General features: G+C 39.1%; 22 protein-coding genes. 8 read left to right on the forward strand and 14 right to left on the reverse strand.

Translation table 11 applies throughout. The features are described from left to right. Positions 1-810, reverse strand: coding sequence for a hypothetical protein (locus tag VXM68_RS19795; protein ID WP_367209782.1), 810 nt, complete (start codon positions 808-810; stop codon positions 1-3). Then, positions 794-1645 (reverse strand): ATP-binding cassette domain-containing protein, encoded by an 852-nt coding sequence (locus tag VXM68_RS19800; protein WP_367209783.1) that lies wholly within the window; start codon positions 1643-1645, stop codon positions 794-796. The genes VXM68_RS19795 and VXM68_RS19800 overlap by 17 nt, the downstream gene beginning before the upstream one ends. A gap of 722 nt (positions 1646-2367) precedes the next feature. Here VXM68_RS19800 and VXM68_RS19805 point away from each other — a divergent pair. Next, on the forward strand, positions 2368-2844 hold the full coding sequence (locus VXM68_RS19805; RefSeq protein ID WP_294182691.1) for a hypothetical protein: 477 nt from the start codon (positions 2368-2370) through the stop codon (positions 2842-2844). Here VXM68_RS19805 and VXM68_RS19810 read toward each other — a convergent pair whose 3' ends face one another. Genes VXM68_RS19810 through VXM68_RS19820 form a run of 3 tightly spaced genes read right to left on the reverse strand, consistent with a single transcriptional unit; the run spans position 2845 to position 5616 of the window. Further along, the gene (locus tag VXM68_RS19810; RefSeq protein ID WP_294182693.1) at positions 2845-3621 is read right to left on the reverse strand and encodes an enoyl-CoA hydratase-related protein; all 777 of its coding nucleotides are present in this window, start codon (positions 3619-3621) and stop codon (positions 2845-2847) included. After that, positions 3622-4464, reverse strand: coding sequence for a hydroxymethylglutaryl-CoA lyase (locus VXM68_RS19815; protein ID WP_293954746.1), 843 nt, complete (start codon positions 4462-4464; stop codon positions 3622-3624). It lies immediately after the preceding gene. Between the two features lie 3 nt (positions 4465-4467). After that, on the reverse strand, positions 4468-5616 hold the full coding sequence (locus tag VXM68_RS19820; RefSeq protein ID WP_070567729.1) for an acyl-CoA dehydrogenase family protein: 1149 nt from the start codon (positions 5614-5616) through the stop codon (positions 4468-4470). 154 nt (positions 5617-5770) lie between these two features. Here VXM68_RS19820 and VXM68_RS19825 point away from each other — a divergent pair, with 154 nt between their 5' ends. Then, entirely contained in the window at positions 5771-7378 is a 1608-nt protein-coding gene (locus tag VXM68_RS19825) for an acyl-CoA carboxylase subunit beta (protein ID WP_367209784.1), read from the forward strand. A gap of 91 nt (positions 7379-7469) precedes the next feature. Here the strand turns inward: VXM68_RS19825 and VXM68_RS19830 are convergent, their stop codons facing one another. Continuing rightward, positions 7470-9398 carry an acetoacetate--CoA ligase gene (locus VXM68_RS19830; protein ID WP_367209785.1) on the reverse strand — a complete coding sequence of 643 codons (1929 nt, stop codon included), beginning with the start codon at positions 9396-9398 and terminating at the stop codon, positions 7470-7472. Positions 9399-9507: 109 nt separating this feature from the next. Further along, a complete protein-coding gene (locus VXM68_RS19835; protein ID WP_367209786.1) occupies positions 9508-10554 on the reverse strand; it encodes a 2Fe-2S iron-sulfur cluster-binding protein in 1047 nt (348 codons plus the stop codon). Between the two features lie 440 nt (positions 10555-10994). Between VXM68_RS19835 and VXM68_RS19840 the strand changes: the two genes are divergently transcribed. Further along, entirely contained in the window at positions 10995-11711 is a 717-nt protein-coding gene (locus tag VXM68_RS19840) for a superoxide dismutase (protein WP_367209787.1), read from the forward strand. 54 nt (positions 11712-11765) lie between these two features. Here the strand turns inward: VXM68_RS19840 and VXM68_RS19845 are convergent, their stop codons facing one another. Both VXM68_RS19845 and pyrE read right to left on the reverse strand, forming a co-directional pair. After that, positions 11766-12164, reverse strand: coding sequence for an SRPBCC family protein (locus VXM68_RS19845; protein ID WP_293954734.1), 399 nt, complete (start codon positions 12162-12164; stop codon positions 11766-11768). Between the two features lie 19 nt (positions 12165-12183). Then, positions 12184-12834, reverse strand: coding sequence for an orotate phosphoribosyltransferase (gene pyrE, locus VXM68_RS19850; RefSeq protein ID WP_293954732.1), 651 nt, complete (start codon positions 12832-12834; stop codon positions 12184-12186). Between pyrE and VXM68_RS19855 the strand changes: the two genes are divergently transcribed. The 4 genes from VXM68_RS19855 to VXM68_RS19870 all read left to right on the forward strand — a co-directional run bounded on the left by VXM68_RS19855 (position 12833) and on the right by VXM68_RS19870 (position 15872). Continuing rightward, positions 12833-13444, forward strand: a complete 612-nt coding sequence (locus VXM68_RS19855) for an NUDIX domain-containing protein (protein WP_367209788.1) — start codon at positions 12833-12835, stop codon at positions 13442-13444. The genes pyrE and VXM68_RS19855 overlap by 2 nt on opposite strands. A gap of 59 nt (positions 13445-13503) precedes the next feature. Next, complete coding sequence (locus tag VXM68_RS19860; RefSeq protein WP_294182706.1) at positions 13504-14220, forward strand: 3-ketoacyl-ACP reductase; 717 nt, start codon at positions 13504-13506, stop codon at positions 14218-14220. A 118-nt stretch (positions 14221-14338) separates the two neighbouring features. After that, the gene (locus VXM68_RS19865) at positions 14339-15400 is read left to right on the forward strand and encodes an NADH:flavin oxidoreductase/NADH oxidase (RefSeq protein ID WP_312330492.1); all 1062 of its coding nucleotides are present in this window, start codon (positions 14339-14341) and stop codon (positions 15398-15400) included. Positions 15401-15479: 79 nt separating this feature from the next. Continuing rightward, positions 15480-15872, forward strand: coding sequence for a VOC family protein (locus tag VXM68_RS19870; RefSeq protein ID WP_367209789.1), 393 nt, complete (start codon positions 15480-15482; stop codon positions 15870-15872). A gap of 67 nt (positions 15873-15939) precedes the next feature. On the opposite strand, the gene infB is transcribed toward VXM68_RS19870, so the two are convergent. The 4 genes from infB to VXM68_RS19890 form a co-directional block, all read right to left on the reverse strand. Beyond that, positions 15940-19086: a translation initiation factor IF-2 gene (gene infB, locus VXM68_RS19875; RefSeq protein WP_294182712.1), complete on the reverse strand. Its 3147-nt coding sequence runs from the start codon at positions 19084-19086 to the stop codon at positions 15940-15942. Between the two features lie 103 nt (positions 19087-19189). Next, entirely contained in the window at positions 19190-20431 is a 1242-nt protein-coding gene (nusA, locus tag VXM68_RS19880) for a transcription termination factor NusA (protein WP_046675481.1), read from the reverse strand. Positions 20432-20436: 5 nt separating this feature from the next. Further along, positions 20437-20901 (reverse strand): ribosome assembly cofactor RimP, encoded by a 465-nt coding sequence (rimP, locus tag VXM68_RS19885; RefSeq protein WP_294182713.1) that lies wholly within the window; start codon positions 20899-20901, stop codon positions 20437-20439. Positions 20902-21036: 135 nt separating this feature from the next. Beyond that, positions 21037-21813 (reverse strand): LexA family transcriptional regulator, encoded by a 777-nt coding sequence (locus tag VXM68_RS19890; RefSeq protein ID WP_293954717.1) that lies wholly within the window; start codon positions 21811-21813, stop codon positions 21037-21039. Between the two features lie 102 nt (positions 21814-21915). Here VXM68_RS19890 and VXM68_RS19895 point away from each other — a divergent pair, with 102 nt between their 5' ends. Continuing rightward, positions 21916-22239 (forward strand): hypothetical protein, encoded by a 324-nt coding sequence (locus VXM68_RS19895; RefSeq protein ID WP_293954715.1) that lies wholly within the window; start codon positions 21916-21918, stop codon positions 22237-22239. A 67-nt stretch (positions 22240-22306) separates the two neighbouring features. On the opposite strand, the gene VXM68_RS19900 is transcribed toward VXM68_RS19895, so the two are convergent. Then, a complete protein-coding gene (locus VXM68_RS19900; RefSeq protein WP_294182715.1) occupies positions 22307-24598 on the reverse strand; it encodes a transglycosylase domain-containing protein in 2292 nt (763 codons plus the stop codon). Between the last annotated feature and the right edge of the window lie 225 nt (positions 24599-24823).

The raw sequence follows: 24823 nt of genomic DNA on the forward strand, positions 1-24823 counted from the left end.
TCAAATCTCCTTTTCTTTTAACCTTAAAAAAGCAACTGCCCAAATCATTATGGTAAGCAACACTCCTACAGCGCCGATCAATGCAAAAATATGATTTGAATCAGACCAATAGTTATTATCCATTGTACCTACGGTATCCTGGGTCTGAGTCTTCATTAAGCAAACAAAAAGACACATCCAAACAACACAGTAAAGCACAAGAAAAATAGCCGTCTTGACATATTGATAGTTTTGGTAGACGATCCCACCAAGTAAGAAAATTGCATTCAGAAGAATTGGTACAAAACAAAAATAATAAGCCGGCTCAGGGTATTGAACCTTATAAAAGTACTGCCATAGATCCACACTGACCGTCTCTCCTGATGGCTGTACTTCATTTACAACCACAGAACCAACGCTCCTCAAATAAGAAACAAATGCCAAATCGATCAAATAAAAGACCAATAAGTATGAACCAATACTCACGACAACCGTATAGAATAAGCTGACCAGAAACTTTTCCAATTGTGACGCCGGAATCATCAGCTCAAAAATCGCCCGGGTCTTTTTCCCTAAATCAGCAAAATAACTGCTGGAGATAACCGTTACAAAAAAGAGTCCCAAGATACAAAACAACGGTGCTCTGAAATTTAGCAGCGAATAAGCAGTCTGATTTTTGATCCCATCATAATTTGATCCCAAATTAACTGCATAAAAACCAAAAATTACCCCGGCAATAATCCCTATTGACATCAGATAAATTCGTCCAAAACCAATCCATTGTCTTCGAATCAGTCCAAAAAAACGCGTAGCATTAAATAGATTTGACATATTCATCATGTTTAATAAGGTCCGTAATTTTTTCCTTGCACTGTAACACTGCATTAAATAGCAACTCCAAATCCAGTTTCGAATCTTCTGCCGCCGAGTTTGGGAGAATAACATTAAAACCGCCTACTCCTTCTTCGGAATAGAGTGTATCCAAAGGCAACTCTCTTACTTTTTTAAAGCATAAGCGATCAGTAATCACATGCATCGGAGCGTTTAGTGCAACCTTATGATCATCAAGCAAAATAACAGCATCAATAAGATTATCCAGATCACGCACCTGGTGTGTGGAGATAATTACACATCGATCGTCAGTAATGGCAGAAGCCATGATCTTTCGAAACTGAACCTTAGAAGGAATATCCAAACCATTCGTTGGCTCATCCATGATGATCACTTTCGTGTTAGACGCTAAACCGAAAGAAATAATATATTTCTTTTTCTGTCCATAACTCATGTTTGCTAATTTTTGGTCAATGGGAATATCGAACTCACGAATAAGCTGATCAAAATATACCTGATCGAAGTTGGGGTAGAACCCTGCATTAGCCTTCAGAAACTGTTCTGATTTTACGGCAGGGAGATAAAACTCTTCGGGAATAAAACTAATCTCTCTTAACAAGGAAGGTTCCCTTCGATTAGGGTTATGCCCCAGCACATCAACTCGCCCCGAAACAGGATATACCAAACCAGCAATATTCTTAAGCAAAGTTGATTTACCAGCACCATTCTTCCCCAACAAGCCATAGATATGCCCCTGCTTCAATTCAAGATCCATATGAAGAAAGAGTGGCCTTGATTTACTATAGCTGAAATTTAGATTTTGGATAGTAACCATACTACTGTATTATTTAATTAATACACCAATATAGAAACGAATTTTATATAATTCCAAAAATATTTTAAAAAAATACAGGGAGGGTTTTGCTTAAGCTCAGGCATTACTTTATTTCAATAGCGCCAATCGGGCATAGGATAATATAAACATTCAATTTATGTAATAAACAGAATGCAATGAAAAACAAACACTTATTTAAATAAATTATGAAATTCATAGTAAACAAAAAGCAACTTTAACGACATGCGTTATCCGTGTTAAAAAGCTGAACAACTTACAACTATCCGCCAAAACGAAAATAACCCCATTCTAAGCTTAAATAGATTAAAACCACACAAACTCCTTTAGAACAACAAACAGCAGCTCAGAGAGGCTAAAAACAGCCAAAACCAAAACATACAAGAGTAGTATTGATCACTCAATACGAAATACCTTTGTTCTTTCAATCATTTGAACCGTGTGTTTGGACTAGTTAATCGTTATTCTCCACCTGACCGGCAAACAACAAATTATACGTCACACCAGTATTAACCAAGAGTTAAACAAAACACAAAACAAACTAATAGTCAAAACAATAAAAAACTTATATAAACAATAAATATACATAAATATGACACCCCTTGAACAACAGATTAGTCAACTGATGACAAACAGCCGTTTATTTTATGCGATGCTATTGCTTAAAATAGCTTTAAATCTATTTTATTACCATCTTTGTCTGCATGATGAATTACATTTATCCTTTCATTCTAGCGATGCATTCTTTATGGAGATGGGAGGTATTGATTGTACTAACGATTAGTCTCGTTAACTTTTTTTACAAAAGAAAAAAGGAACTTCCATTCTCCTCTACCGATCAGTTTCTTGTAAAAATTACGGTTAGTTCTTTTTATATTCAGCTAGTTTTGGGTTTTAGCCTTTATGTACTGAGCCCCATCACACAGTACTTCCTGCAACATTTCGACGAGGCTGTTCACCTCAGGCAAATTCGCTTCTTTGGCATGGAACACAGTAGCATGATGATTATTGCCGCAATCTGCTTAACATTAGGTGCCCTTAAAAGCAAAAACGCCGATACAAACGATCGACGTTTTAAAATATTATTAATCTGGTTTGGACTAGCTCTCCTGATCGTCCTTAGCTCCATTCCCTGGGAATTCTCGCCGCTGACAAGCAGACCTAGTTTTCGATCATTTTAATTAGCTATTTTGCCAGTTGGCTTTTCTTTTATTTCGCATTGCATCCATTCCTTCTTTGAAATCATTGGTTTTACGTAAATCTGCCAAGCTCTCCAATAGGAAGTTATACTTATCATCATAATCCCGCTCTTTTAATTTTCGCAGTGTTACAAATCCCCGTGATATAGCCAAGGGAGCATTTTCCAGAATCGTCCTTTTCAATTCTGTCAATACTGTTTCTTCGGGATCCAGCATGCCATACAAGATTTCCTTTTCCAAAGCCTCCGCAGCAGAAAAAGACCGACCACTGATACAGAGATCCATCGCTTTTCTTTCAGGCATATATTCTGTAAGCAACGCCAACACCTGAAATGGAAAAAGTCCAATTTTCACTTCAGGCAAAGAAAAACGTACATGTGGTAGAGCAAATAAATACGTACAGGATAATGCTATCAAAAAACCACCTGCAATAACATCTCCCCTAACAACACAGATTGAAGGCTTATCTAAACAGGCAAATATTTCTGCCAGTGACTTTTCAACCTTGGGAATTGCCGAATTTCCAATATCTAATGTAGGGTCCTCAAAAGCTTTAAGATCCATACCGGCACAGAACACCGGACCTTCAGCCTCTAGTTGTACTAAACGAACATCAGGATTGCTATTCGCCAGATTCAATGCATAGGCTATTTCGCTCACCATTGTCGGACTAAAAGCATTTCTTTTATCCGAACGGGCTAAGGTCAAGTTGAACACATGCTCCTCAACGTGCACTTTAATAAAATTCAGTTTTTCCATCTACAAAATCATTTGTCTGAAGCTATGCTCCAATCCGATTATTTCAGCATCAGTCCCTCGTCCAAAATAATGCAACAACAGCTCTGATGGTATATTACCAACCAAATCATCTTTTGCAAATGGACAGCCGCCATAACCCAGTAATGCGCCTTCAAATTTACGGCAACCTGCGATGTAAGCTGCTTCAACCTTTGCAAGACTCTCCTCTCGCCTTGCATGAAAATGTGCGCCTACTTCCAGTGTTGGAAAACGAGCTTTAACAAAACTAAATAATGCTGAGATCTGATTTGCATTGGCTTCTGAAGTTGTGTCTGCCAAAGAAAATTCCCTAATGCCAAGATCGCCTAATTTTCCAATCCACTCTTCTACCAAAAGCGGGGACCAAGGGTCACTGTATGGGTTTCCAAAAGCCATGCTAATATAAACGACCAGAGATTTATGCTGCGAGTCGGCCAAAGCTTTCATTTCTTTTACCTGCTGATAAGAAGCCGCCAAGCCCATATTGGTATTTCGAAGTTGAAATGTTTCCGATATTGAGAATGGATACCCTAAAAAGTGGATTTTTTCCTCTAGAACCGCCTCCTGCGCACCCCGAAGATTGGCGACAATCGCCAACAACTTCACTTTATCATTCGTTCTGATTCCTTCCAGTACTGCTTTTGTATCCGCCAACTGCGGAACTGCTTTCGGCGAAACGAAAGATCCACAATCAATAACATCAAACAGCCCACTTTCGATTAACGTATTGATATGTTTAATTTTCTTATCTGTCTTAATAAAGTTATGAAACCCTTGAACAGCGTCTCTTGGGCAATCAACCAATACAACTTGATCCCTCATCATATGCTATAAAATATCTTTCTCAATCTCTCTAGCGATCACCATTTTCTGAATGCTTGAAGTCCCTTCACCTATTGTACATAACTTGGCATCTCTAAAAAACTTCTCGGCAGGATAGTCCTTTGTAAATCCATAACCGCCAAAGATTTGTACAGATTCATTCGAGACGCTAACGGCAGCCTCCGACGCATAAAGTTTAGCCATCGCACCAATTTTAGAAACACGATCTCCATGATCCTTTAAATAGCCCGCCTGCCTCGTCAACAGTTCACTGGCTTCCACCTGTGTAGCCATATCTGCAAGCGCAAAAGAAACCGCCTGAAATTCGTAAATCTTTTTTCCAAACTGCTCACGCTCGTGCGCATATTTCAACGCGCACTCGTAAGCTCCGCGTGCAATACCCAAAGAAAGTGCCGCAATAGAAATACGTCCGCCATCCAATAGTTTTAATGCCTGCACAAAGCCCTGCCCTTCTTCACCGATGAGTTGATCCCGATGAATCCGACAATTATCAAAAAACAGACAGGCAGTTTCTGAGGCACGCATCCCCAATTTATTTTCTTTCTTTCCTGCGGTAAATCCAGGTGTACCTTTCTCAACAATAAAAGCTGACATCCCTTTTTTATCTCCCTTAGCCCCCGTCCGCGCAATAACGACAGCAACACTAGAACTGATGGCATGCGTAATAAAATTTTTAGAACCATTTAACACGTAGTGATCACCATCTCGCTCAGCAAATGTCGTCATTCCACCAGCGTCCGAACCAGAACCTGTCTCTGTAAGTCCCCAGGCACCGATCCATTCAGCTGTCGCCAACTTTGGAAGATAACGTTTCTTCTGTTCTTCACTGGCAAAGCTTAATATATGATTTGTACATAACGAATTATGCGCCGCTACGGAAAGTCCAATTGAGCCACACACCTTGGAAATCTCATCCAAAACGGTAATATACTCCTGGTATCCGAGTCCCGATCCACCATATTCTTCAGGAACGATCACACCCATGAAACCGTGTTCGCCTAACTTTTTAAAAACTTCTATTGGAAATATTTGGGCTTCGTCCCATTCCATCACATAAGGTTTGATATGATACTGTGCAAAATCTCGTGCACTTTGTCTAATCATATCCATTTGTTGTTTATTTTCAATAAACATAAGCATGAATATTAAATTTACAATCGGTAATTCAATTCAAATATATCAAAATATTTAGTAATAAAATTGCAAATATTTTAAAATTTTATTTTAAATTTATCTAAAAATAAGAAATTCTTAATTCAACAGCTTTTTAAAACCAAGATTATAAATTATGAAGGAGCTACTCGCATTACTTCGCCAAAAAAGAGAAAATTTAAAACTAGGTGGTGGCATCGATAAAATAAAAAAACTGAAAGAAAGGGGTAAAATGTCAGCCTGGGAACGAATAGAATATCTACTGGACCCAGACCGAGAATATCTGGAAATAGGTATGTTTGCCGGCGAAGGAATGTATAAAGAACATGGTGGATGCATAAATGCAGGCTGTGCAGCGGTACTGGGCTATGTAAAATCCAAACTATGTGTCATCGTCTCTAACGATGCAACCGTAAAAGCAGGAGCCTGGTTCCCTATTTCTGCCAAGAAAAATCTACGCGCACAGGAAATTGCCATGGAAAACAATCTTCCAATTATTTATTTGGTAGATTCTGCAGGCGTGTTTTTACCCATGCAGGATGAAATATTTCCCGATAAAGAACACTTTGGCCGCATATTCCGTAACAATGCCCGAATGTCTTCCATGGGTATCCCTCAAATTGCAGCAATCATGGGAAGTTGCGTGGCAGGCGGTGCTTATCTCCCGATCATGTCCGACTACGCCTTTATCGTCGAAGGAACAGGCTCTGTATTTTTAGCAGGCCCATACCTGGTCAAATCTGCGATAGGTGAAACCGTAGACGCTGAAACACTCGGCGGAGCTTCTACCCATTCGGAGATATCCGGCGTGACAGACAATAAATTTCCCGACGACCAAAGTTGTTTAGAGGCTATAAAAAATGTTATCGATAAAATAGGTGGAAATCCAAAAGCTAATTTCAACAGAAAGCAAAGCCTTCCTCCAAAAACAGATCCGAGTAAAATAGTAGAGATTCTTCCCGAAGACAGGACAAAACCTTATCGCATGCAGGATATCTTGAATGCAATTGTAGACGCAGATACTTTAGAGGAATACAAACCCGATTATGGAAAAACCATTGTATGCGCCCTCGCACGTGTAGACGGTTGGGCTGTCGGCATTGTTGCCAATCAACGTGAAATTATCAAAGCCAAGAAACCCGGCAACGCAATGGAAATGCAGATGGGCGGGGTCATCTATAGTGATTCAGCAGATAAGGCAGCGCGCTTCATCATGAATTGCAACCAGCAGAACATTCCGCTTGTGTTTTTTCAGGACGTCACTGGATTTATGGTAGGAAGCCGATCAGAACAAGGGGGGATTATCAAAGACGGAGCAAAAATGGTAAATGCAATGGCCAATTCCGTAGTCCCAAAATTCACCTTTATTGTTGGAAATAGTTATGGCGCTGGAAACTATGCGATGTGTGGAAAAGCGTATGACCCACGACTAATCTACGCTTGGCCTACCGCCCAAATGGCTGTCATGAGCGGTGCCGCTGCGGGCAAGACACTGTTTCAAATCCAAGAATCAGCTTTAAAAGCCAAGGGTCAAGAAATCAATGAAGAAGAAAAAAACAGTCTCCTTAAATCCATCGAAGATCGGTACAACGAGCAACTGAGTCCGTATTACGCTGCTGCAAGATTATGGGTTGATGGAATTATAGCGCCTGAAGAAACACGAAAAGTCATCAGCATGGGAATTGAAGCTGCCAACGAAAAGCCTATTCTAGAACGGTATAATGTAGGTGTTATACAGGTCTGAGTGAAGTAAAATTAAATTAGAAAACCCCTCGGATGATGAAGTTTATCATTTGAGGGGTTTTCTAATTAGGTATTTTTATAGCATACTATACTTAAGATCTTCTCCAGATTTTACTGATCGCTTCAAAGTCTAACAAAGATTCTCTGTTCCGCATAATATCTACTGACACCGCTTTTTCTACAGCCATTCCCGAAAAAATCTTCTTAATAGGCAGCTCCAGTTTTTTACCGCTTAACGTGTAAGGAATAGCCGCTACCTGAAAAATATCGTCAGGCACATGTCGCGGACTATATTGCTGCCGAAGCTCCCGCTTAATCTCCCCTTTTAACGCATCATTCAATAATTCATTGTCCAATTGAACAAAAAGCAACATATCAGATGATCCATTTTCATGATCTACACAGATAACCAAACTATCCAAGACCCCTTCGGTTCTATTTAAAACATTATAGATCTCTGCAGTACCGATACGTACGCCACCCCGGTTCAGTGTCGCATCTGAACGACCGTACATAATTATGCCATCATGTGCAGTGATCTTAATCCAATCACCATGACTCCAAACACCGCTATATTTATCAAAATAACTATCAAAGTATTTTTTATTCGCCAAATCATTCCAAAAATAGATGGGCATACAGGGCATGGGAGCTAAAATAACAAGCTCTCCCACCTCTCCATAAAGATGATGACCATGCTCATCAAATGCTTCTATCTTAGCTCCTAGGGCGCGACATTGAATCTCCCCTGCATAAACATCAAGCAATGTACAGCCCGAAAGAAAGGCACTGCAAACGTCTGTACCACCACTTAGCGAGACAATTTGACTCTCTGGAAACTGTACATTTAGCCATTCAAACACATCTGGTGGAAGTGGTGAACCTGTCGACCCTATTGTTTTAGGCTGATAAGCCAAGGATTTTAAATCTTGATCCTGACAGGAGATGAGATAAGCAGCACCAACGCCAAAATGGTCCACCTTGCTTTCCCTTGCAAACTTCCATAAACTTAATTTATCGGGATAATTCGTAGCCCCATCATATATACACAATGTATTTCCCATTAAAAGGGCCGAAAGCGCATAATTCCACATCATCCATCCAGTAGTGGAATACCACATGAATCGATCCCCGTCTTGCACATTTTGATGCAGTCCAAGTGCTTTCATATGTTCTAGCAGCATACCGCCAACTCCATGTGTAATGGCTTTGGGCTTCCCGGTTGTTCCCGAAGAATACAAAATCCATATTGGCGCGTCAAAAGGCATTGCCGTAAATTGGAGCTCAGCTTGAACAAGATCCTTTTTCAGAATCTCTTCCCAAATATTGTCATCAATCAAAACACAAGCCAGTAAAGATGGTAGCCGCAGAGAAAGCTGTTTAATACTCTCTGCTTTTTCAAAAAGACGTCCATTATAGTAATAACTGGAATTTGCGAAGAGCACTTTGGGTTCAATCTGCTCAAAACGATCCTGAATACTCGCCTCCCCAAAATCGGGCGAACAACAGGACCAAATAGCACCGATGGAATTAGCAGCTAAAAATAACGCCACAGCTTCAATGCCATTAATCAATACACCAGCAACGCGATCTCCACTTTGTACCCCTAGTTCTTTCAAATAGACCTGAAGTTTAAGAACCATGGATTCCAACTCAGTCCATGACACCTCTCTTTTAACTTGCTGTTCAGATTGAAAGATTAATGCCGGACGCTTTTCCGTTGTGTTTCGAAATACGTGTTCAGCATAATTCAAGGTAGCCCCAGCAAGCCATTTTGTTCCGATAAAGCTTGTAGGATCTGCTGGCGAATCAACAATAGTTGTAAAGCCTGAATGAAACTTTATATTAAAATAGGTGGCTATACTCTTCCAAAAACTAGCCAGTTCCGTCGTAGACCATGCCCAAAGCTCCTGATAGGATGGAAAGAATAAGCCATGCTCCTTCTCGACATATTGTTTAAACTTATTGATCTCAGATTGAGATTTTTGCTCTTCTGTTGGGCTCCAGAGTAATTTCCCCATAATAGTTAGCTATAAAACGGTTATATCCAAACTTAGATAAATTTACGTGTATATGCAATTTTAAATATTTCTGGCACAGCATATTTTTGGATTAAATACGAATGCTCAATTATAGCACTTCAATAGCTGTATTCATTTCTACCGGATGCCCCGTGCACAACAGTATTCTTCCTTGTTCAACTTCGCGGTCTGTTAACACCTCATTATAGTCCATTCTTACTTTTCCCCTTGTACATTGCGAAATACACGTACTACACATACCGGATCTACAAGAATACGGCAACTTAATTTTATGCTCCAGCCCTATATCTAAAATAGATTTATTGTAAGGCACCTCTAGATGATAAGTTTTACCTTGAAAAGATAGTTCGATGGCATAGGTTGTTGTATCGACTTCCTTTTCGGTCTCATCATCATCATCCTCTTCATTTTCGGGCAATAGAAATGTCTCTCGTTTTATCTGATTGGAATCAAACCCCATCCCCAAAAGTGTAAAACGACATAAGTCCATATAAATCACAGGACCGCAAGTATAAAACAAAGCATCTTCCTTATTTCCAAACAAATGATCGTTAACGATAGCATGTATATAGTCTCTATTTAACCTGGCTTTCATCAAGTATTTACTATTGGAGTAAATCCACACAATAGTTAAGCGATCAGGAAATCGATTTTCCCAGTGCTCCAATTCCGATCGGAACGGTGTTAACTCCAGCGTACTATTACTGTAAATTAAAACTATTTTGGACTTACTTTCAGCAAGGAGCGCTGTTTTCAGAATAGCATACAAGGGTGTAATGCCAATTCCTGCAGCAAACAAAAATAAAGTCCGAACCTTTTCTGCTTCAGGTTCATATACAAATAAACCTTGAGGTGCCATTGCATTCACGATATCCCCCTCCACAATAGTATGGTGGAGCAGTCGGGATATTTCTCCATTTTCGACACGCTTAACAGTGATACTTAAGGGCTCATTATTATCAGGCGAACTATTAAAAGAATAAGAACGACGTACCTCACGATCACCAAACACAAAAGAAAGTGTAATAAACTGCCCAGCTTTATAGGAAGGATAGTCTCCTGCTATAGACTCAAGCTGAAAAGTAATGTTATTATTAGGTTGGGGGATAATTTTTGAAATCCTTAATGCATACATAGCTCAAAATTACATAAAAATCATAAATTATAAGTGCTTTGATAAAATGGACACGACTCGAATACCTAAGAACTACATAAACTTATCCCAAAACAATTCAAGCACAACGAACAATATATTAGACTGCCACGACCAGTCAATGCGACATGAGTAAGTGTCCAATCAGTGTTGAGAGCGAATGCATTACGTCTTCAAGTTGACTTAAGCTACTAAGCACCAAGTAAGCAACTCCATTGTTAATACAATCTATACTATATCTCAATCCAAATTACAATGACCATGATTCACATCTTAACAATGGTACTAATCTCAAAGACTATGGCAAGGGAAAGGTCGTATTGATAACAATTTTATTGTATTACAATTAACAGACAATTGGAGAACAATAATTGCAAAATTTCACGTTATATTTATATCAAAACTAATCACAATAAGATTATATGCAAACACGCAGAAACTTCCTTCAAAATGCAGCAAAGGCGACACTTGGCATTGCTGTATCTGGATCAATATTACACGATATTGCCTCCGCGAAAGCAACCGAATTAAATGCCGCTACATTAAAGTTTTCCCAAGTCAAATTACCGTTCAATTATGCCGCTTTGGAGCCCAATATTGATGCTTTGACGATGGAAATCCATTATACAAAGCATCATATAGCGTATATCAATGCTATTAACGAAGCCATTCTTGCTGAAAATATCAAAGAAGCCTCAGAGGAGCAACTTCTAGCAAACATATCTAAATACTCTCCAAAAGCAAGAAATAATGCTGGCGGAGCTTGGAACCATAACTTTTTTTGGGAAAGTCTGTCCGATAAGTCGAGTCAGCCCTCCGAAAAATTATTGACCATGATCAATAAGACATTTGGTTCTTTAGATAAATTCAAAGAACAATTTGCCGCAGCAGCAACCTCACGATTCGGTTCGGGATGGGCCTGGTTGATTTTGGATGACTCAGGTAATTTAAAAATTACTTCTACTCCAAATCAAGACAACCCTTTAATGGATGTTGCAGAGGTAAAAGGTATCCCCGTTTTGGGTCTCGATGTGTGGGAGCATGCTTATTACCTGCACTATCAAAACAAAAGAGCTGATTATATTAAAAATTGGTGGAATGTTGTGAATTGGAAAAAAGTCAATGAAAGGCTAGCATAAAAAAAAGCTCGATTAGTAAAAATCGAGCTTTTTTTTATATCCGTTATGAACAACCTATCCTAACTTTTCTTTTAATTTGTTGACCTGAAAATCAACTAATTTTTGGAGTGGTCCAGAAGCGATCATCTTCATCATCATGTTAAGATCAGCATCTATAATAAAGGTTGCTTTTGTAACCGTATCAGCAACAACTTGCAATTCCCAACGAAGAGTAACCTCAAAAGGCGCCTTCTCCGAAGGAACCAACTTAATGAATTGATTCTCACTACGCCCTTCTACCTTAAGGGCCAATTTTGCCATGTTCTGTATTGTAAATCGAGCTTCGTCCGTAGTCGAAGACCAATTATAAATATTCTCCGGCATCAACTGTTCATGATTGTTGAGATCCGCCAAAAATGCATACACCTCGCTGACATTTTTGTTGATTTCTGTTGTGTTCTGAATAGTAGTCATAACGATAAATTAATCCTTTTTATTGAAAACTGTCTCCCCAAGTAGACGGGTTCAATCGCCACTTTTTCAAGATCTCAATATCCTCTTCCAATACATAACTATTTTCAGCAGCGACCTGAATCAAAGCATCATAATTACATAGACTGAAATAAGGACATTTCGCATCGGCAAAATTATCAGTAGCTTGTTGCAATCCATAAGTAAAAATAGACACTAACCCAACGACATTGCAGCCAGCTTCACGTAACGCCTTTACAGCCACTAAACTACTTTTACCTGTCGAAATTAGATCCTCAATTACAACAACACGTTGACCGCTAACTACCTCACCTTCGATTAAATTTTGACGACCATGATCCTTAGCTGAGCTTCTAACATAAGAAAATGGCAATCCCAAATCCTGTGCTACCAAAACTCCTTGTGGAATACCTGCCGTAGCAACTCCAGAAATCATATCCACTGATCCAAACTCTTCTTGAATAAGCTTAGAAAGCTTTTGACGAATGTATGTACGAATCGCAGGATGAGATAAAGTGATACGGTTATCACAGTAAATTGGAGACTTCCAACCCGACGCCCATGTAAAAGGACTTTTAGGTTGCAATTTTATTGCTTTAATTTGCAATAAGGATTCAGCAACTTTTTGTTCAACCTCATTTAAATTATTCATGGCGCAAATTTATAAAATTTATATGAACGAAAGCCTGCTAATTTTAGCAGATTTCGTCCCATCGAAAACTAAAAACCCACAAACAGTTAGTTTTCAAGAGATTGACCTCCAAAAACTTTTCAAACAATCTGAAATTGATAAGGTTCCAAAAACATATCTCTACATCAACAAAGATTTTGAAACTGTGTTTCAAAACTTAAAAAACAAAATGAAGATTATTAAGGCCGCCGGGGGGCTGGTGAAAAACGGTGATGGAGATTATTTATTCATCTACCGCCTCGGAAAATGGGATCTTCCTAAAGGCAAAGTGGAAGATAATGAGAAAATGCGTGAGGCCGCAGTGCGTGAAGTCGAAGAAGAATGTGGTATAAAAATTGACTATTTAGGGAAGAAAATTACGACCTCGTATCATACTTATTTTTTGCGTAACGGTGAATTCGTTCTAAAAACAACAAATTGGTACGAAATGGGTGTTAACAAAGCCCCTAAATTAATACCGCAAACAGCTGAAGATATCACAAAGGCAGAGTGGCGTCACGCAGACCAATTTGAAGAGATACGGACAAATACCTACCCAATTATCGAAAATATTATAAAAAAAGCAAAGTAACTTACCTTTTTTGAGTTTTATTTGACACGAGTAAAAATGTTCATACTTAATTTTATATTATGGAAAATATAACAGGAAAAAGAGCCTTAATTACAGGAGGAGCTCGAGGATTGGGAAAAGCTATTGCTTTTGCATTGGCCAAAGAAGGTGTTCATATCGCCATTACAGGAAGAAATGAATCTAGTTTACAGGTTACAACTGCTGAGTTGGCTGAGCTGGGTACTGAGGTTACTTATGCTGTTTTTGATGTGTCCGACTATACTGCCGTACAACAGGAAACTCAACGACTTACAGAAAGTTTTGGAAAGTTTGATATCTTGATTAACAACGCTGGTGTGTCATCTTTCTCCACTGTACTTGATATGGATATTGCTGAATGGATATCCATCATTCATGTCAATCTATTGGGCACATACTTTGTTACAAAAGCAATTCTTCCACAATTAGTTGAGAAAAATCAAGGTGATATTGTTATGGTCTCATCTACTGCTGGATTAAATGGAGCTGCAACCACCTCTGCCTATAGTGCTTCAAAATTTGGCGTGATCGGCTTTGCGGATTCGTTAATGCGCGAAGTAAGGAAACACAATATTCGCGTCTGTACGCTAATGCCAAGTACTATTGCTTCTGATATGTCCAAAGACCTTGGCCTAACAGATGGCAATCCAGAAAAAGTTTTACAGCCTGAAGATTTCGCAGAGTTGGTTGTAACCAACTTAAAGCTACCTAGACGAGCTATGCTGAAATCGGCTTCTTTATGGTCTACAAATCCGTAATGATCGAAAAGAAAATGGTATGGGCTAAATAAAAGCCTTTAAGAGGCTTATTCTAATTATGTATTATATGTATTAAGGCAGGAGCGTTCTTTACTCCTGCTCATTTAAACAAGGAATTATGAGTCAATTATTTTCACCAATAAATATCGGAAATATACTATTAAAAAATCGCTTGGTTGTTTCTCCGATGTGTCAGTATTCAGCAACAGATGGCTTTGCCAATAATTGGCATCTAGTACATTTGGGGCAGTTTGCAGTCGGTGGTGCCGCCGCAATAATCCAAGAAGCAACAGCTATTACTGCTGAAGGTCGAATCAGTGCGGGAGACCTTGGAATATGGGACGATTGCCACATCGAAAAATTAAAAGAAATAACTACGTTCATCAAAGAAAATGGCTCTGTTCCGGGCATACAGCTAGCGCACGCTGGCCGAAAAGCCAGCAATAATAAACCTTGGATAGACCGAAAACAACTTTCACCAAGCGATCCTCAGGGCTGGCAAACAGTGGCGCCATCGCCCATCGCCTTCCATGCGGGAGACCACGCACCACAAGAGCTCAGTATTGCCGCAATTGAAATATTGATTGAACAATTCGGCGCAGCAACGAGAAGAGCGATTCAAGCCGGTTATGAAATTATTGAACTCCACGCTGCACATGGATACCTGATCCATCAGTTTCTTTCCCCATTGAGCAACTTGCGTAGGGATATTTATGGTGGTACATTCGAAAATAGAATCCGTTTTCTTGTTGAAATCGTAAAAAAAGTAAAACAGGAAATAACAACTCAAAATTTATGGATCCGTATTTCTGCGACAGATTGGGCCGAGAATGGGTGGGATTTACAACAGTCTATTTCTTTATCAAAACTATTGTATACATTGGGCGTAGATCTCATTGATGTTTCTAGCGGAGGTTTAGTATCGCATCAAAAAATAGATATTAAACCTGCATACCAGCTCCCTTTCGCCACTGCGATTAAAAATGATACGGAGAATAAGGTGGGCACTGTAGGCTTGATCAAAACAGCTGTTGAGGCCTCCGAGATCATTACAAACAAACAAGCTGATTTAATTTTAATCGCTCGGGGATTTCTTGACGACCCTCACCTTCCCTTACATTTTGCGAAAGAATTAGCGGCTGACATTGCATGGCCTAAACAATATGAAAGAGCAAAATAATTTTCAAGATAATACCAAATGTTTTTTATCATATAAAGGAAGAACTGTACAAAAGGCGCCGACCTATAAGTTTCTATAGATGAAATTAAACCTCAATAAAATACATCATATTGCCATTATATGTAGCAATTATGAGCGTTCAAAAGAATTTTATACCGACGTACTTGGCCTGGAGATTATACAAGAATATTATCGTAAAGAACGTGATTCATATAAACTGGATCTCAGACTAAACGACAACTATATTATCGAACTTTTCTCTTTTCCCTCGCCACACAAAAGACTTAGTTTCCCGGAAGCTACAGGTTTAAGACATATTGCGTTTGAAGTAAATGATCTCGACTTGGAATTAAATAAGCTAGAGAAAGCAGGCATATCACACGAAGGAATCAGAATAGATGAGCTAACAAATAGACGCTTTACATTCTTTTTTGATCCTGATCAGCTCCCAATAGAATTATATGAGGGGTAAAAGAAGGCGGCATTGATTTTATTTAATCAATGCCGCCTTCTATTTTATGCTTATATCAAATCAATGATTATAATTTACGTTTCACTTCAACTTGTTCGTAAGCTTCAACTATGTCTCCTACTTCAATATCATTGAAACGGTCAATATTTAAACCACATTCGTAACCCTGTGAAACTTCTTTCACATCATCTTTGAAACGTTTCAAAGATGCCAGTTTACCAGTATGGATAACAACACCATCTCTAATTACACGAATATCATTGTTTCTATTAATTTTGCCCTCGCGAACCATACATCCCGCAATCGTACCAACTTTAGAAATTTTAAATGTTTCCCTGATTTCAACCTCAGCAACAATTTTCTCTTCAAATTTCGGAGCTAACATACCTTCCATCGCAGACTTGATTTCATCAATCGCATCATAGATGATCGAATATAAACGTACATCAATTTGCTCGTTCTCAGCTAACTTACGTGCATTTTGTGTTGGGCGTACTTGGAATCCTATAATGATTGCATCAGAAGCAGAAGCTAACAATACGTCCGATTCAGAAATCGCACCCACTGATTTATGAATAATGTTAACTTGAATTTCATCAGTAGACAATTTCAATAATGAATCTGATAGTGCTTCGATAGAACCATCCACATCACCTTTAACGATAATATTAAGTTCCTTAAAGTTACCGATTGCTAAACGACGACCGATTTCATCTAGGGTAATGTGCTTAGTAGCACGCATACCTTGTTCGCGTTGTAACTGAAGGCGTTTGTTGGCTACAGTTCTTGCTTCAGATTCACTCTCAAGAACATAAAGCTTATCCCCTGCTGTTGGCGCTCCTGACATCCCCAATATTTGTACTGGAACAGACGGTCCCGCCTCTTTGACACGTTCACCCCTTTCATTAGTCAATGCTTTAACTTTACCGGAATGCGATCCCGCTAATATAGGATCTCCAACGCGTAATGTACCACTTTGTATCAATACCGTTGTTACGATACCACGGCCTTTATCCAAAGCTGCTTCAATTACTGAACCAACAGCACGTTTTTTCGGATCAGCTTTTAGATCTAACATCTCAGCTTCCAATAAAACTTTCTCTAATAACAGGTCAACATTTTCTCCCGTTTTTGCTGAAATCTCTTGCGCTTGGAACTTACCACCCCAATCTTCAACCAATATATTCATCGCAGAAAGCTGCTCGCGAATTCTATCAGGATTTGCTCCAGGTTTATCCACTTTGGTAAATGCAAATACAATTGGCACTCCTGCCGCTTGCGCGTGGTTGATTGCTTCTTTTGTCTGTGGCATAACAGCATCGTCCGCCGCAATAACGATAATAACAATATCAGTAACTTTGGCACCGCGGGCGCGCATAGCTGTAAAAGCTTCGTGACCAGGAGTATCCAAAAATGTGATTTTACGATCATCTTCCAATTTTACCGCGTATGCACCGATATGTTGGGTGATACCACCGGCCTCACCAGAAGTCACGTTTGCCTTACGAATGTAATCCAATAATGAGGTTTTACCATGATCGACGTGTCCCATTACCGTTACAATAGGCGCTCTCGAAATCAAGTTTTGTTCAGTATCGGATTCTTCAAGCTCAGCAGTTTCTTCATCCTCAGGTTTGATAAACTCGACTTGATAACCAAATTCATCCGCTACTATTGCTAAAGTTTCAGCATCTAAACGTTGATTAATTGACACAAACATACCCAAACTCATACAAGTTGCAATAATCTGAGTTACTTGAACGTCCATCAAGTTAGCTAATTCGTTTGCAGTTACAAATTCTGTAACACGCAATACTTTTGCCATCATTTCTTGTTCCATTGCAGCTTCTTCAGCATGTTGGGCAACATCATCACGTTTCTGTCTTCTCAATTTGGCGCGCTGCGCAAATTTCCCCGACTTACCTGCACCACTTAAACGAGCAAGTGTCGCTTTAATTTGGTCTTGTATTTCCTTTTCAGTAGGCTCTTCCTTATTCTCAACAGGTCTTCCTTTTCCTCTATTGTCAAAACGATTTCCATATTGCGGTCTAGTCCCTTGACCTGGTCTGCCTGAGTGTTGGTTATTTCCACCACCTTGACCCGGTCGACCTTGTTGATTTCCCGTTTGTCCTTGACGATTGTTAGGATTATTGTTATTACCATGATTCCCACCACGATTACCTTGTTGATCCCGATTGTTGGGATTATTACCATCACGTGGCCCACGGTTTTGATTATTAGCACCATGACCTTGACCCGCGTTCGGATTAACTGGCCCATTTGGATTCGTCCGCTTACGCTTACGTTTCTCGTTATTATTTCCAGCATTTGAAGATGAAGCCACCGGTTTGTGGGAAGGTCTCGCTGTTGGCAATTCAATTTTACCAACCACTTTAGGACCTGTCAATCTCTCTGCGCGAGCAGAAAAAATATCATCACCTTGTTTTTTTACAGGCTCCACTATTGGAGTTACTGGTACAGCTTTTGGCGCTGTTTCTTCTTTTTTCTTATCTTCTACCTTCACAGGCTCAGTTTTTGTCTCTACAACCGGAGTTGCTTTTACTTCAGTTTTATCTACTTCCGGCTTTTTGATCTCTGCTTTGGGCACTACAGCTTCTTGCTTATTTTCAGTAACCTTTAGTTCTTCTTTTTTTACTTCAACACTAGGCGCTTTCACTTCGGCATCCTTCTTTTCTTCCGCCTTAACTTCAGCTTTTGTCTCTGCAGGTACTTGCTTGGTATTTTTTGGCTCTTCCTTAACAGGTTCTTCCTTCTTTACCTTATTTCCGCCTCTACGTAAAGCGTCAAGATCAATTTTACCAACAACCTTCATACCACCTTGATGTGCAGGTTCCTCCACCTTTTCAGGAGTAGCTTCTTTAGTAGATGGAATTTCTACCGTATTCTTGACCAAGATTTCCTTAGATTCATCGTGATCTTCGGTATCCTCACTCTTAGATGATTCCTTAGGAGAAGCGGACGGCGACTCCTCACGACGAATTTTGCCAATAACAATTTGTTTAGCTTCATCTTTCAGTGATTTGTCTCCCTGAAACTCTTTTAACAGCACACCATACATCTCTCCGTTCAATTTAGTGTTAGGCTTTGCTTCTACATCATATCCCTTTTTCACTAAACATTCGACGGCGGTATGTATCCCGATGTTGAGTTCCTTTGCTGCTTTAAGCAAGTTTGTTCCTTTTCCTTCAGTCATCTATAATATAAACTATTTTAATATAATTACAAAAATATGTTTTTTTCCATCCATAAACAATTTATTCCGAATGTTAGATAGAAAAAAATTAACAAGCTGAATTTTATTCAAATTCAGCTTGTAAAATACGTACAATCTCGCGAATTGTATCCTCTTCCAGATCTGTACGTCTCACTAACTCTTCCTCACTAAGAGATAGCACAGATTTCGCTGAATCCAAACCAACACGTTTTAATTCATCGATTACCCAGCTTTCAATCTCATCGCTGAACTCTTCGATATCAACATCTTCATCGAACTCATCATTCTCACGATAAACGTCAATTTCATAACCGGTCAATTTTCCTGCCAATTTAATATTGTGTCCACCTCGCCCAATTGCCAACGAAACTTGATCGGATTTTAGGTATACCGCTGCAGTTTTATTTTCTTCATCAATTTTGATTGAACTAATCCTGGCGGGACTCAGAGCCCGGGCAATATACAAGGAATGGTTTGTCGTAAAATTAATAACGTCGATATTCTCATTACGCAGTTCACGTACGATACCATGAATACGGGATCCTTTCATACCCACACAGGCTCCTACCGGATCAATACGATCGTCATACGATTCAACAGCAACTTTCGCTCTTTCTCCAGGTTCGCGAACGATTTTTTTGATCGTAATTAAACCATCAAAAATTTCAGGGACTTCCAGTTCAAACAAACGTTGTAAAAACGCCGGTGCGGTACGTGAAATAATAATCTTTGGATTATTATTCATCATATCAACTTTATGTACGACTGCCCGTATACCGTCGCCCTTTTTGAAGTAATCGGCAGGAATTTGTTCAGACTTCGGAAGAATTAATTCGTTACCATCCTCATCAAGTACCAAGATCTCTTTTTTCCAAATCTGATACACTTCACCAATAACCAACTCTCCTTCTCTATCCTTATATTTTTTAAAGACCTCATCTTTTTCTAATTCCAAAACTTTCGACACAAGCGTTTGGCGAGCCGCTAGAATTGCACGGCGACCAAAACTTTCCAAGGTGATCTGTTCAATAAAATCATCACCCACCTCTAAGTCTTCGTCGTGTTTTCTAGCTTCAGCTAATTCGATTTCAAGATCATCATCTTCTGAAAATTCATCTTCAACAACGACACGAGTCCTCCAAATCTCCAAATCCCCGTTATCTGGATTCACGATAACATCCACATTTTCATCTGTACCAAAACGACGACGGATCATACTACGAAAAACCTCTTCCAATACTGTGATAACAGTAGGTCTATCGATATTCTTAAACTCTTTAAACTCTTGAAAAGAGTCTATAAGATTGATGTTGCTGTTACTCATTATTATTAAAATGAAATTACCACTTTTGTTGCTTTTATTTGATCAAAAGGAAGTTTCTTTTCTACCTCTTGCGCTTTTTTACCTTTTTCTTTAACTTTCTGAAGAACATTGATCTTCGTATCATCCAGCGCCACTAAGGTACCTTCAATTTTAGTATTATCAATCAACTTAACCTGAATTGTACGACCTATATTCTTTTGATACTGCCGGATATTCACAAAATTAGCATCGATACCTGGAGAGGAGACCTCTAAACGATAGGCATTATCAATTACATTTTCTTCTTCCAAATGAAAACCCACATGACGGCTAACTTGCGCACAATCGTCAATATTAATACCTTTATCCCCATCCAAAAGAATCTCTAGAATTTTATTTGGATGCATCTTCACGCTGACAATAAATAAGTCATCGCGATCCGCTATTTTCTCTTCTATGAGTTCAACAACTCGTTTCTCTATATGCTGCATTGTTCTTTATCTAGAAATGCTATTTAATTGAATTAAAAAAAGGGGGCAATACGAGCCCCCTTCCTTTCAGATATGCAAATATAGCACTTTATAAAATAAAAAACAAATATCAATCAAAATGCTAATAATATTTAACTACTTTGAGTTGTCAACAACTGCGTTAATCGTTTTCTGCATTTGTGCCATCATACTCGTCAATGTCTCCATTGTCGGCTCAGGCGTCGGTTCAGGCAGCTGTGTACTTATAAAAGCCTTCGCCTTCCACACTTCAAGTATATCTGCCGTCTCAACCCAATAAGGCTCATATGTTTTATTGTCAGAAACGAGCTTCAAGCCTTTATCTTCTTTAAATTTAAAAGCGATACGCTTATAGACCACGCCATCTTCCTTCGATACGACTACGTATGTACTTCCAGGCTTTATATCATGCCAGTTTTCCACGTACTCCGCCACGACAATAGATCCTGACGGCAAAGGCAACATTGAATCACCCTTAATTTCAAAAGCGCGAAACGTGCCCTGACCAAACATTGGAAGTGAAAACTTAGGCAGCTCTGCAACATACTCCGGATCGCCATACCCATTTAAATACCCAGCACTAGCCTTTACAGGCACAAGTTCAATATTCTCACGGTTATCCGTATCTACAGTAACGCTTAGCACCCTTAAATTGGATGCATTACTTTTTGGAACTGGCTTCCACTTGTCGTCAATAACATCGTTTGCCAGTTCATCCATAGTCAACCCATAGAATTCAGCAATCTTCTTCAACAACTCATATTTAGGCTCAGCCCTATCTTCCTCATACGCCCCGACAGACGCTCGCTTAATTTCCATAATATCAGCAAATTGTTGCTGTGTAATTTTCTTTCCTTTTCTAAGGAACTTCAGATTGGACGAAATATTTGACATGTTATTTTTTCAAAAAAATATTTTGCAAAAACTAATTTTATTAGTAATATTGTGCCAATAAAATTAGTAAATATATTTTAAACGTCCAAATAATTTAGCATTATGAGCAATTTTATTCTATATATAGCGACAGATAGTAATCGGAAACGATTCGAAATTGGCCTCAGCACCAATATATTCACTACAGTAATGAAGCTACAGCAATCCAACAGTTTTATCTTCAATCAAGGCTCAAGCCTCAACAGAATAATCTATACGGAAGCTTTTACAAGTTTAGAGACTGCAAACAAAAAGATAGACGAACTACAGCATTTTACAGCCATGCAGATTGAAAGACTTATCCGTAGATCTAATCCCAACTGGAATAATCTTTTCCCGCAGCCACACCCAGATTGCGCCAAAAGAGGAACAAGCTACGCCGCTTAGCAAAAAAGCCACCTGTATAAAAACTAGGCGGCTATTTCATATTTTTGAAGATGAGTATTAAAAGCGGCTATTTATTTTGAACAGGCCCATCTTCAGAAAAGGATAATTTGTCACTTTGCAAACTATCCGAATCACCTTCAGTATTGTTACGATCAAGTTGATCAATATTATTACGTTCAAGTTGACCTTCTTCACCACCCTCTTCTTCCGGCCCGATAAATCCTTCATCAGTAGGCAACTCTAACTGAGTAGAATCCATCTGCTCTGGTTCAGGATCACTGTAACGCGGAGTTTCACATTTGTATGATTTTGTAATTTCAACAGTCGGGCTTGGAAACTTACCCATAGTGTACCCTAAATTCTTATCTTTATAAACGGATTCGAGGTAAACTCCGAAAATCGGCAATGCAGTACGAGAACCTTCTCCGGTATGCGAATTCTTAAAGTGAATGCTCCGCTCGTCACACCCTACCCAAACACCTGTAACCAAGTCTTTTGTTACCCCCATATACCAGCCATCTACATATTCAGAAGAAGTACCTGTTTTCCCTCCTATTTCATTTTCTTTTGTAAATAAATCCCACTCCCACAATCCTTGAGAAGTACCACCTGGTTCTTCCATCCCACCACGGAGCATATACGTCATTAACCACGCATCTTGCTTATTAATGACCTGTTTACGTTCTGCCTGGAACGTTGCAATCACATTGCCATCATGATCTTCAATCTTAGAAACCAGTAAAGGTGTCACGCGCTCACCATGGTTCATCATTGTTGAGTACCCATTCACCATTTCAAAAACAGAAACATCATTGGGCCCTAGCCCCACGGAAGCAACCGGATTTAATTTACTCGTAATACCACAACGGTGAGCAGCATCAACAACTTTCGAAGGCGTGACAATATCAGTTAACTGAACTGTAACTGAATTGATGGAGCGGGCCATCGCGTGCCGCAAAGACATCTCACGGTAGGAGAAATTCCAGTCGGCATTTTTAGGTTCCCATATCTCAACAGAATCACCTTTATCAATCTTGATGGTAACAGGCTTATCCGTAATTTTATCACAAGGCGACATTCCCGATTCTAAGGCTGCTAAGTATACGAAAGGCTTAAACGTAGATCCCGCCTGCCGTTTCGCTTGCATCACGTGATCATACTTAAAGTATTGATGATCTATTCCACCAACCCATGCTTTAATTTCACCTGAATAGGGATCCATTGACATCATCCCCGCATTCAGCATCATCGCATAATATTTCAAAGAGTCCATTGTAGACATCTCCCTTTCGATCTTACCCCCATCCTTCCAGTTATAGACTTCCATCTTCTTTTTCTCGTTGAGGAAATAAGAGATACTATCAGGAGAGTTGGCGTACTTTTTACTCAAAAAAGCATAATAAGTAGTCTTCTTAGCCAAATTATCCAAAAAATTAGGAATAACTTTACCTGACAAATCGCGCCATGGTTCCTGTCCATTCCAGGTATTATTTAAACGTTGCTGCAATTCTACCATTTGCTTAGCCACCGCTTCCTCAGCATGCTTTTGAAGTTTAGAATTTATAGTGGTATAAATTTTCAGCCCGTCGGTATAAATGTCGTAATTATTTTCCTCTGACCATTTCTCCAACCACTTCGCTACAGCGGTACGTAAATAAGAGTCTCCACCAGCATTGATATCTTGACTATTTGTATTCAAAACAATCTTTTCTTTAATCAGACTGTCAAACTCTCCTTTTTTTAAGAAACCACTTTTATACATTTGACTTAATACAATATTTTTTCGCACAAATGCATTTTCAGGATTTCGAATTGGATTATACAATGTAGTACCTTTTAACATCCCTATTAAAACAGCCGCTTGGTTTTGAGTCAACTGATTGGCTCCTTTTGAAAAATATCGTTTTGCAGCCGTTTCAATTCCATAAGCGTTATTACTGAACGATACAGTATTCAGATACATTTCCAATATCTGATTTTTAGAATAACGCTGCTCCAGCTTGTAAGCTGTCATCCACTCCTTAAATTTAGTCACCACTAATCCGGCAATAGGAAGACGTGTCAACAAACCACCCGACTTATTATAACGAGTACGATAAAGATTTTTAGCTAATTGCTGCGTGATTGTACTTGCACCACGCTTATCTCCTTTTAAGGTCGATAAAATTCCCGATCCTAAACCAAAAAAGTCGACACCCTTATGACTATAAAAACGCACATCCTCGGTCGCTATCAAAGCATTCGTTACTGTTTTTGGGATACTGTCAAAGGGAATTGGATTTCTATCCTCGTCGAAATACCGGCCAATTAAAACACTGTCCGCAGTATACAACTCCGTTGAGATATTAACACTAGGCATAACAATATCCTTTTTAGTCGGAGAATAACCGAATAGCCACAGAAAATTCAATTGTATAGCACAAACCAATATAATGACAAAGTATATTGCTATAACGAAATAACGAAGAAACCTATTCTTAATACGTTTAAACATAAATGGAAATTTACCTTATATTCAACACATCCGACCAGCAAAAGGTTTTAACTCCGCCTGACATGCCTTTCTATCTTTTTCAGGGGCTAA

It is taken from the genome of Sphingobacterium sp. R2, assembly GCF_040760075.1.
Lineage (GTDB): Bacteria > Bacteroidota > Bacteroidia > Sphingobacteriales > Sphingobacteriaceae > Sphingobacterium.

Bases quoted from the DNA above. Each gene is read 5' to 3' on its own strand.
- VXM68_RS19795 (WP_367209782.1), bottom strand. From the start codon at position 810: ATGTCAAATCTATTTAATGCTACGCGTTTTTTTGGACTGATTCGAAGA.
- VXM68_RS19800 (WP_367209783.1), bottom strand. From the start codon at position 1,645: ATGGTTACTATCCAAAATCTAAATTTCAGCTATAGTAAATCAAGGCCA.
- VXM68_RS19805 (WP_294182691.1), top strand. From the start codon at position 2,368: ATGATGAATTACATTTATCCTTTCATTCTAGCGATGCATTCTTTATGG.
- VXM68_RS19810 (WP_294182693.1), bottom strand. From the start codon at position 3,621: ATGGAAAAACTGAATTTTATTAAAGTGCACGTTGAGGAGCATGTGTTC.
- VXM68_RS19815 (WP_293954746.1), bottom strand. From the start codon at position 4,464: ATGATGAGGGATCAAGTTGTATTGGTTGATTGCCCAAGAGACGCTGTT.
- VXM68_RS19820 (WP_070567729.1), bottom strand. From the start codon at position 5,616: ATGTTTATTGAAAATAAACAACAAATGGATATGATTAGACAAAGTGCA.
- VXM68_RS19825 (WP_367209784.1), top strand. From the start codon at position 5,771: ATGAAGGAGCTACTCGCATTACTTCGCCAAAAAAGAGAAAATTTAAAA.
- VXM68_RS19830 (WP_367209785.1), bottom strand. From the start codon at position 9,398: ATGGGGAAATTACTCTGGAGCCCAACAGAAGAGCAAAAATCTCAATCT.
- VXM68_RS19835 (WP_367209786.1), bottom strand. From the start codon at position 10,554: ATGTATGCATTAAGGATTTCAAAAATTATCCCCCAACCTAATAATAAC.
- VXM68_RS19840 (WP_367209787.1), top strand. From the start codon at position 10,995: ATGCAAACACGCAGAAACTTCCTTCAAAATGCAGCAAAGGCGACACTT.
- VXM68_RS19845 (WP_293954734.1), bottom strand. From the start codon at position 12,164: ATGACTACTATTCAGAACACAACAGAAATCAACAAAAATGTCAGCGAG.
- VXM68_RS19855 (WP_367209788.1), top strand. From the start codon at position 12,833: ATGGCGCAAATTTATAAAATTTATATGAACGAAAGCCTGCTAATTTTA.
- pyrE (WP_293954732.1), bottom strand. From the start codon at position 12,834: ATGAATAATTTAAATGAGGTTGAACAAAAAGTTGCTGAATCCTTATTG.
- VXM68_RS19860 (WP_294182706.1), top strand. From the start codon at position 13,504: ATGGAAAATATAACAGGAAAAAGAGCCTTAATTACAGGAGGAGCTCGA.
- VXM68_RS19865 (WP_312330492.1), top strand. From the start codon at position 14,339: ATGAGTCAATTATTTTCACCAATAAATATCGGAAATATACTATTAAAA.
- VXM68_RS19870 (WP_367209789.1), top strand. From the start codon at position 15,480: ATGAAATTAAACCTCAATAAAATACATCATATTGCCATTATATGTAGC.
- infB (WP_294182712.1), bottom strand. From the start codon at position 19,086: ATGACTGAAGGAAAAGGAACAAACTTGCTTAAAGCAGCAAAGGAACTC.
- nusA (WP_046675481.1), bottom strand. From the start codon at position 20,431: ATGAGTAACAGCAACATCAATCTTATAGACTCTTTTCAAGAGTTTAAA.
- rimP (WP_294182713.1), bottom strand. From the start codon at position 20,901: ATGCAGCATATAGAGAAACGAGTTGTTGAACTCATAGAAGAGAAAATA.
- VXM68_RS19890 (WP_293954717.1), bottom strand. From the start codon at position 21,813: ATGTCAAATATTTCGTCCAATCTGAAGTTCCTTAGAAAAGGAAAGAAA.
- VXM68_RS19895 (WP_293954715.1), top strand. From the start codon at position 21,916: ATGAGCAATTTTATTCTATATATAGCGACAGATAGTAATCGGAAACGA.
- VXM68_RS19900 (WP_294182715.1), bottom strand. From the start codon at position 24,598: ATGCCTAGTGTTAATATCTCAACGGAGTTGTATACTGCGGACAGTGTT.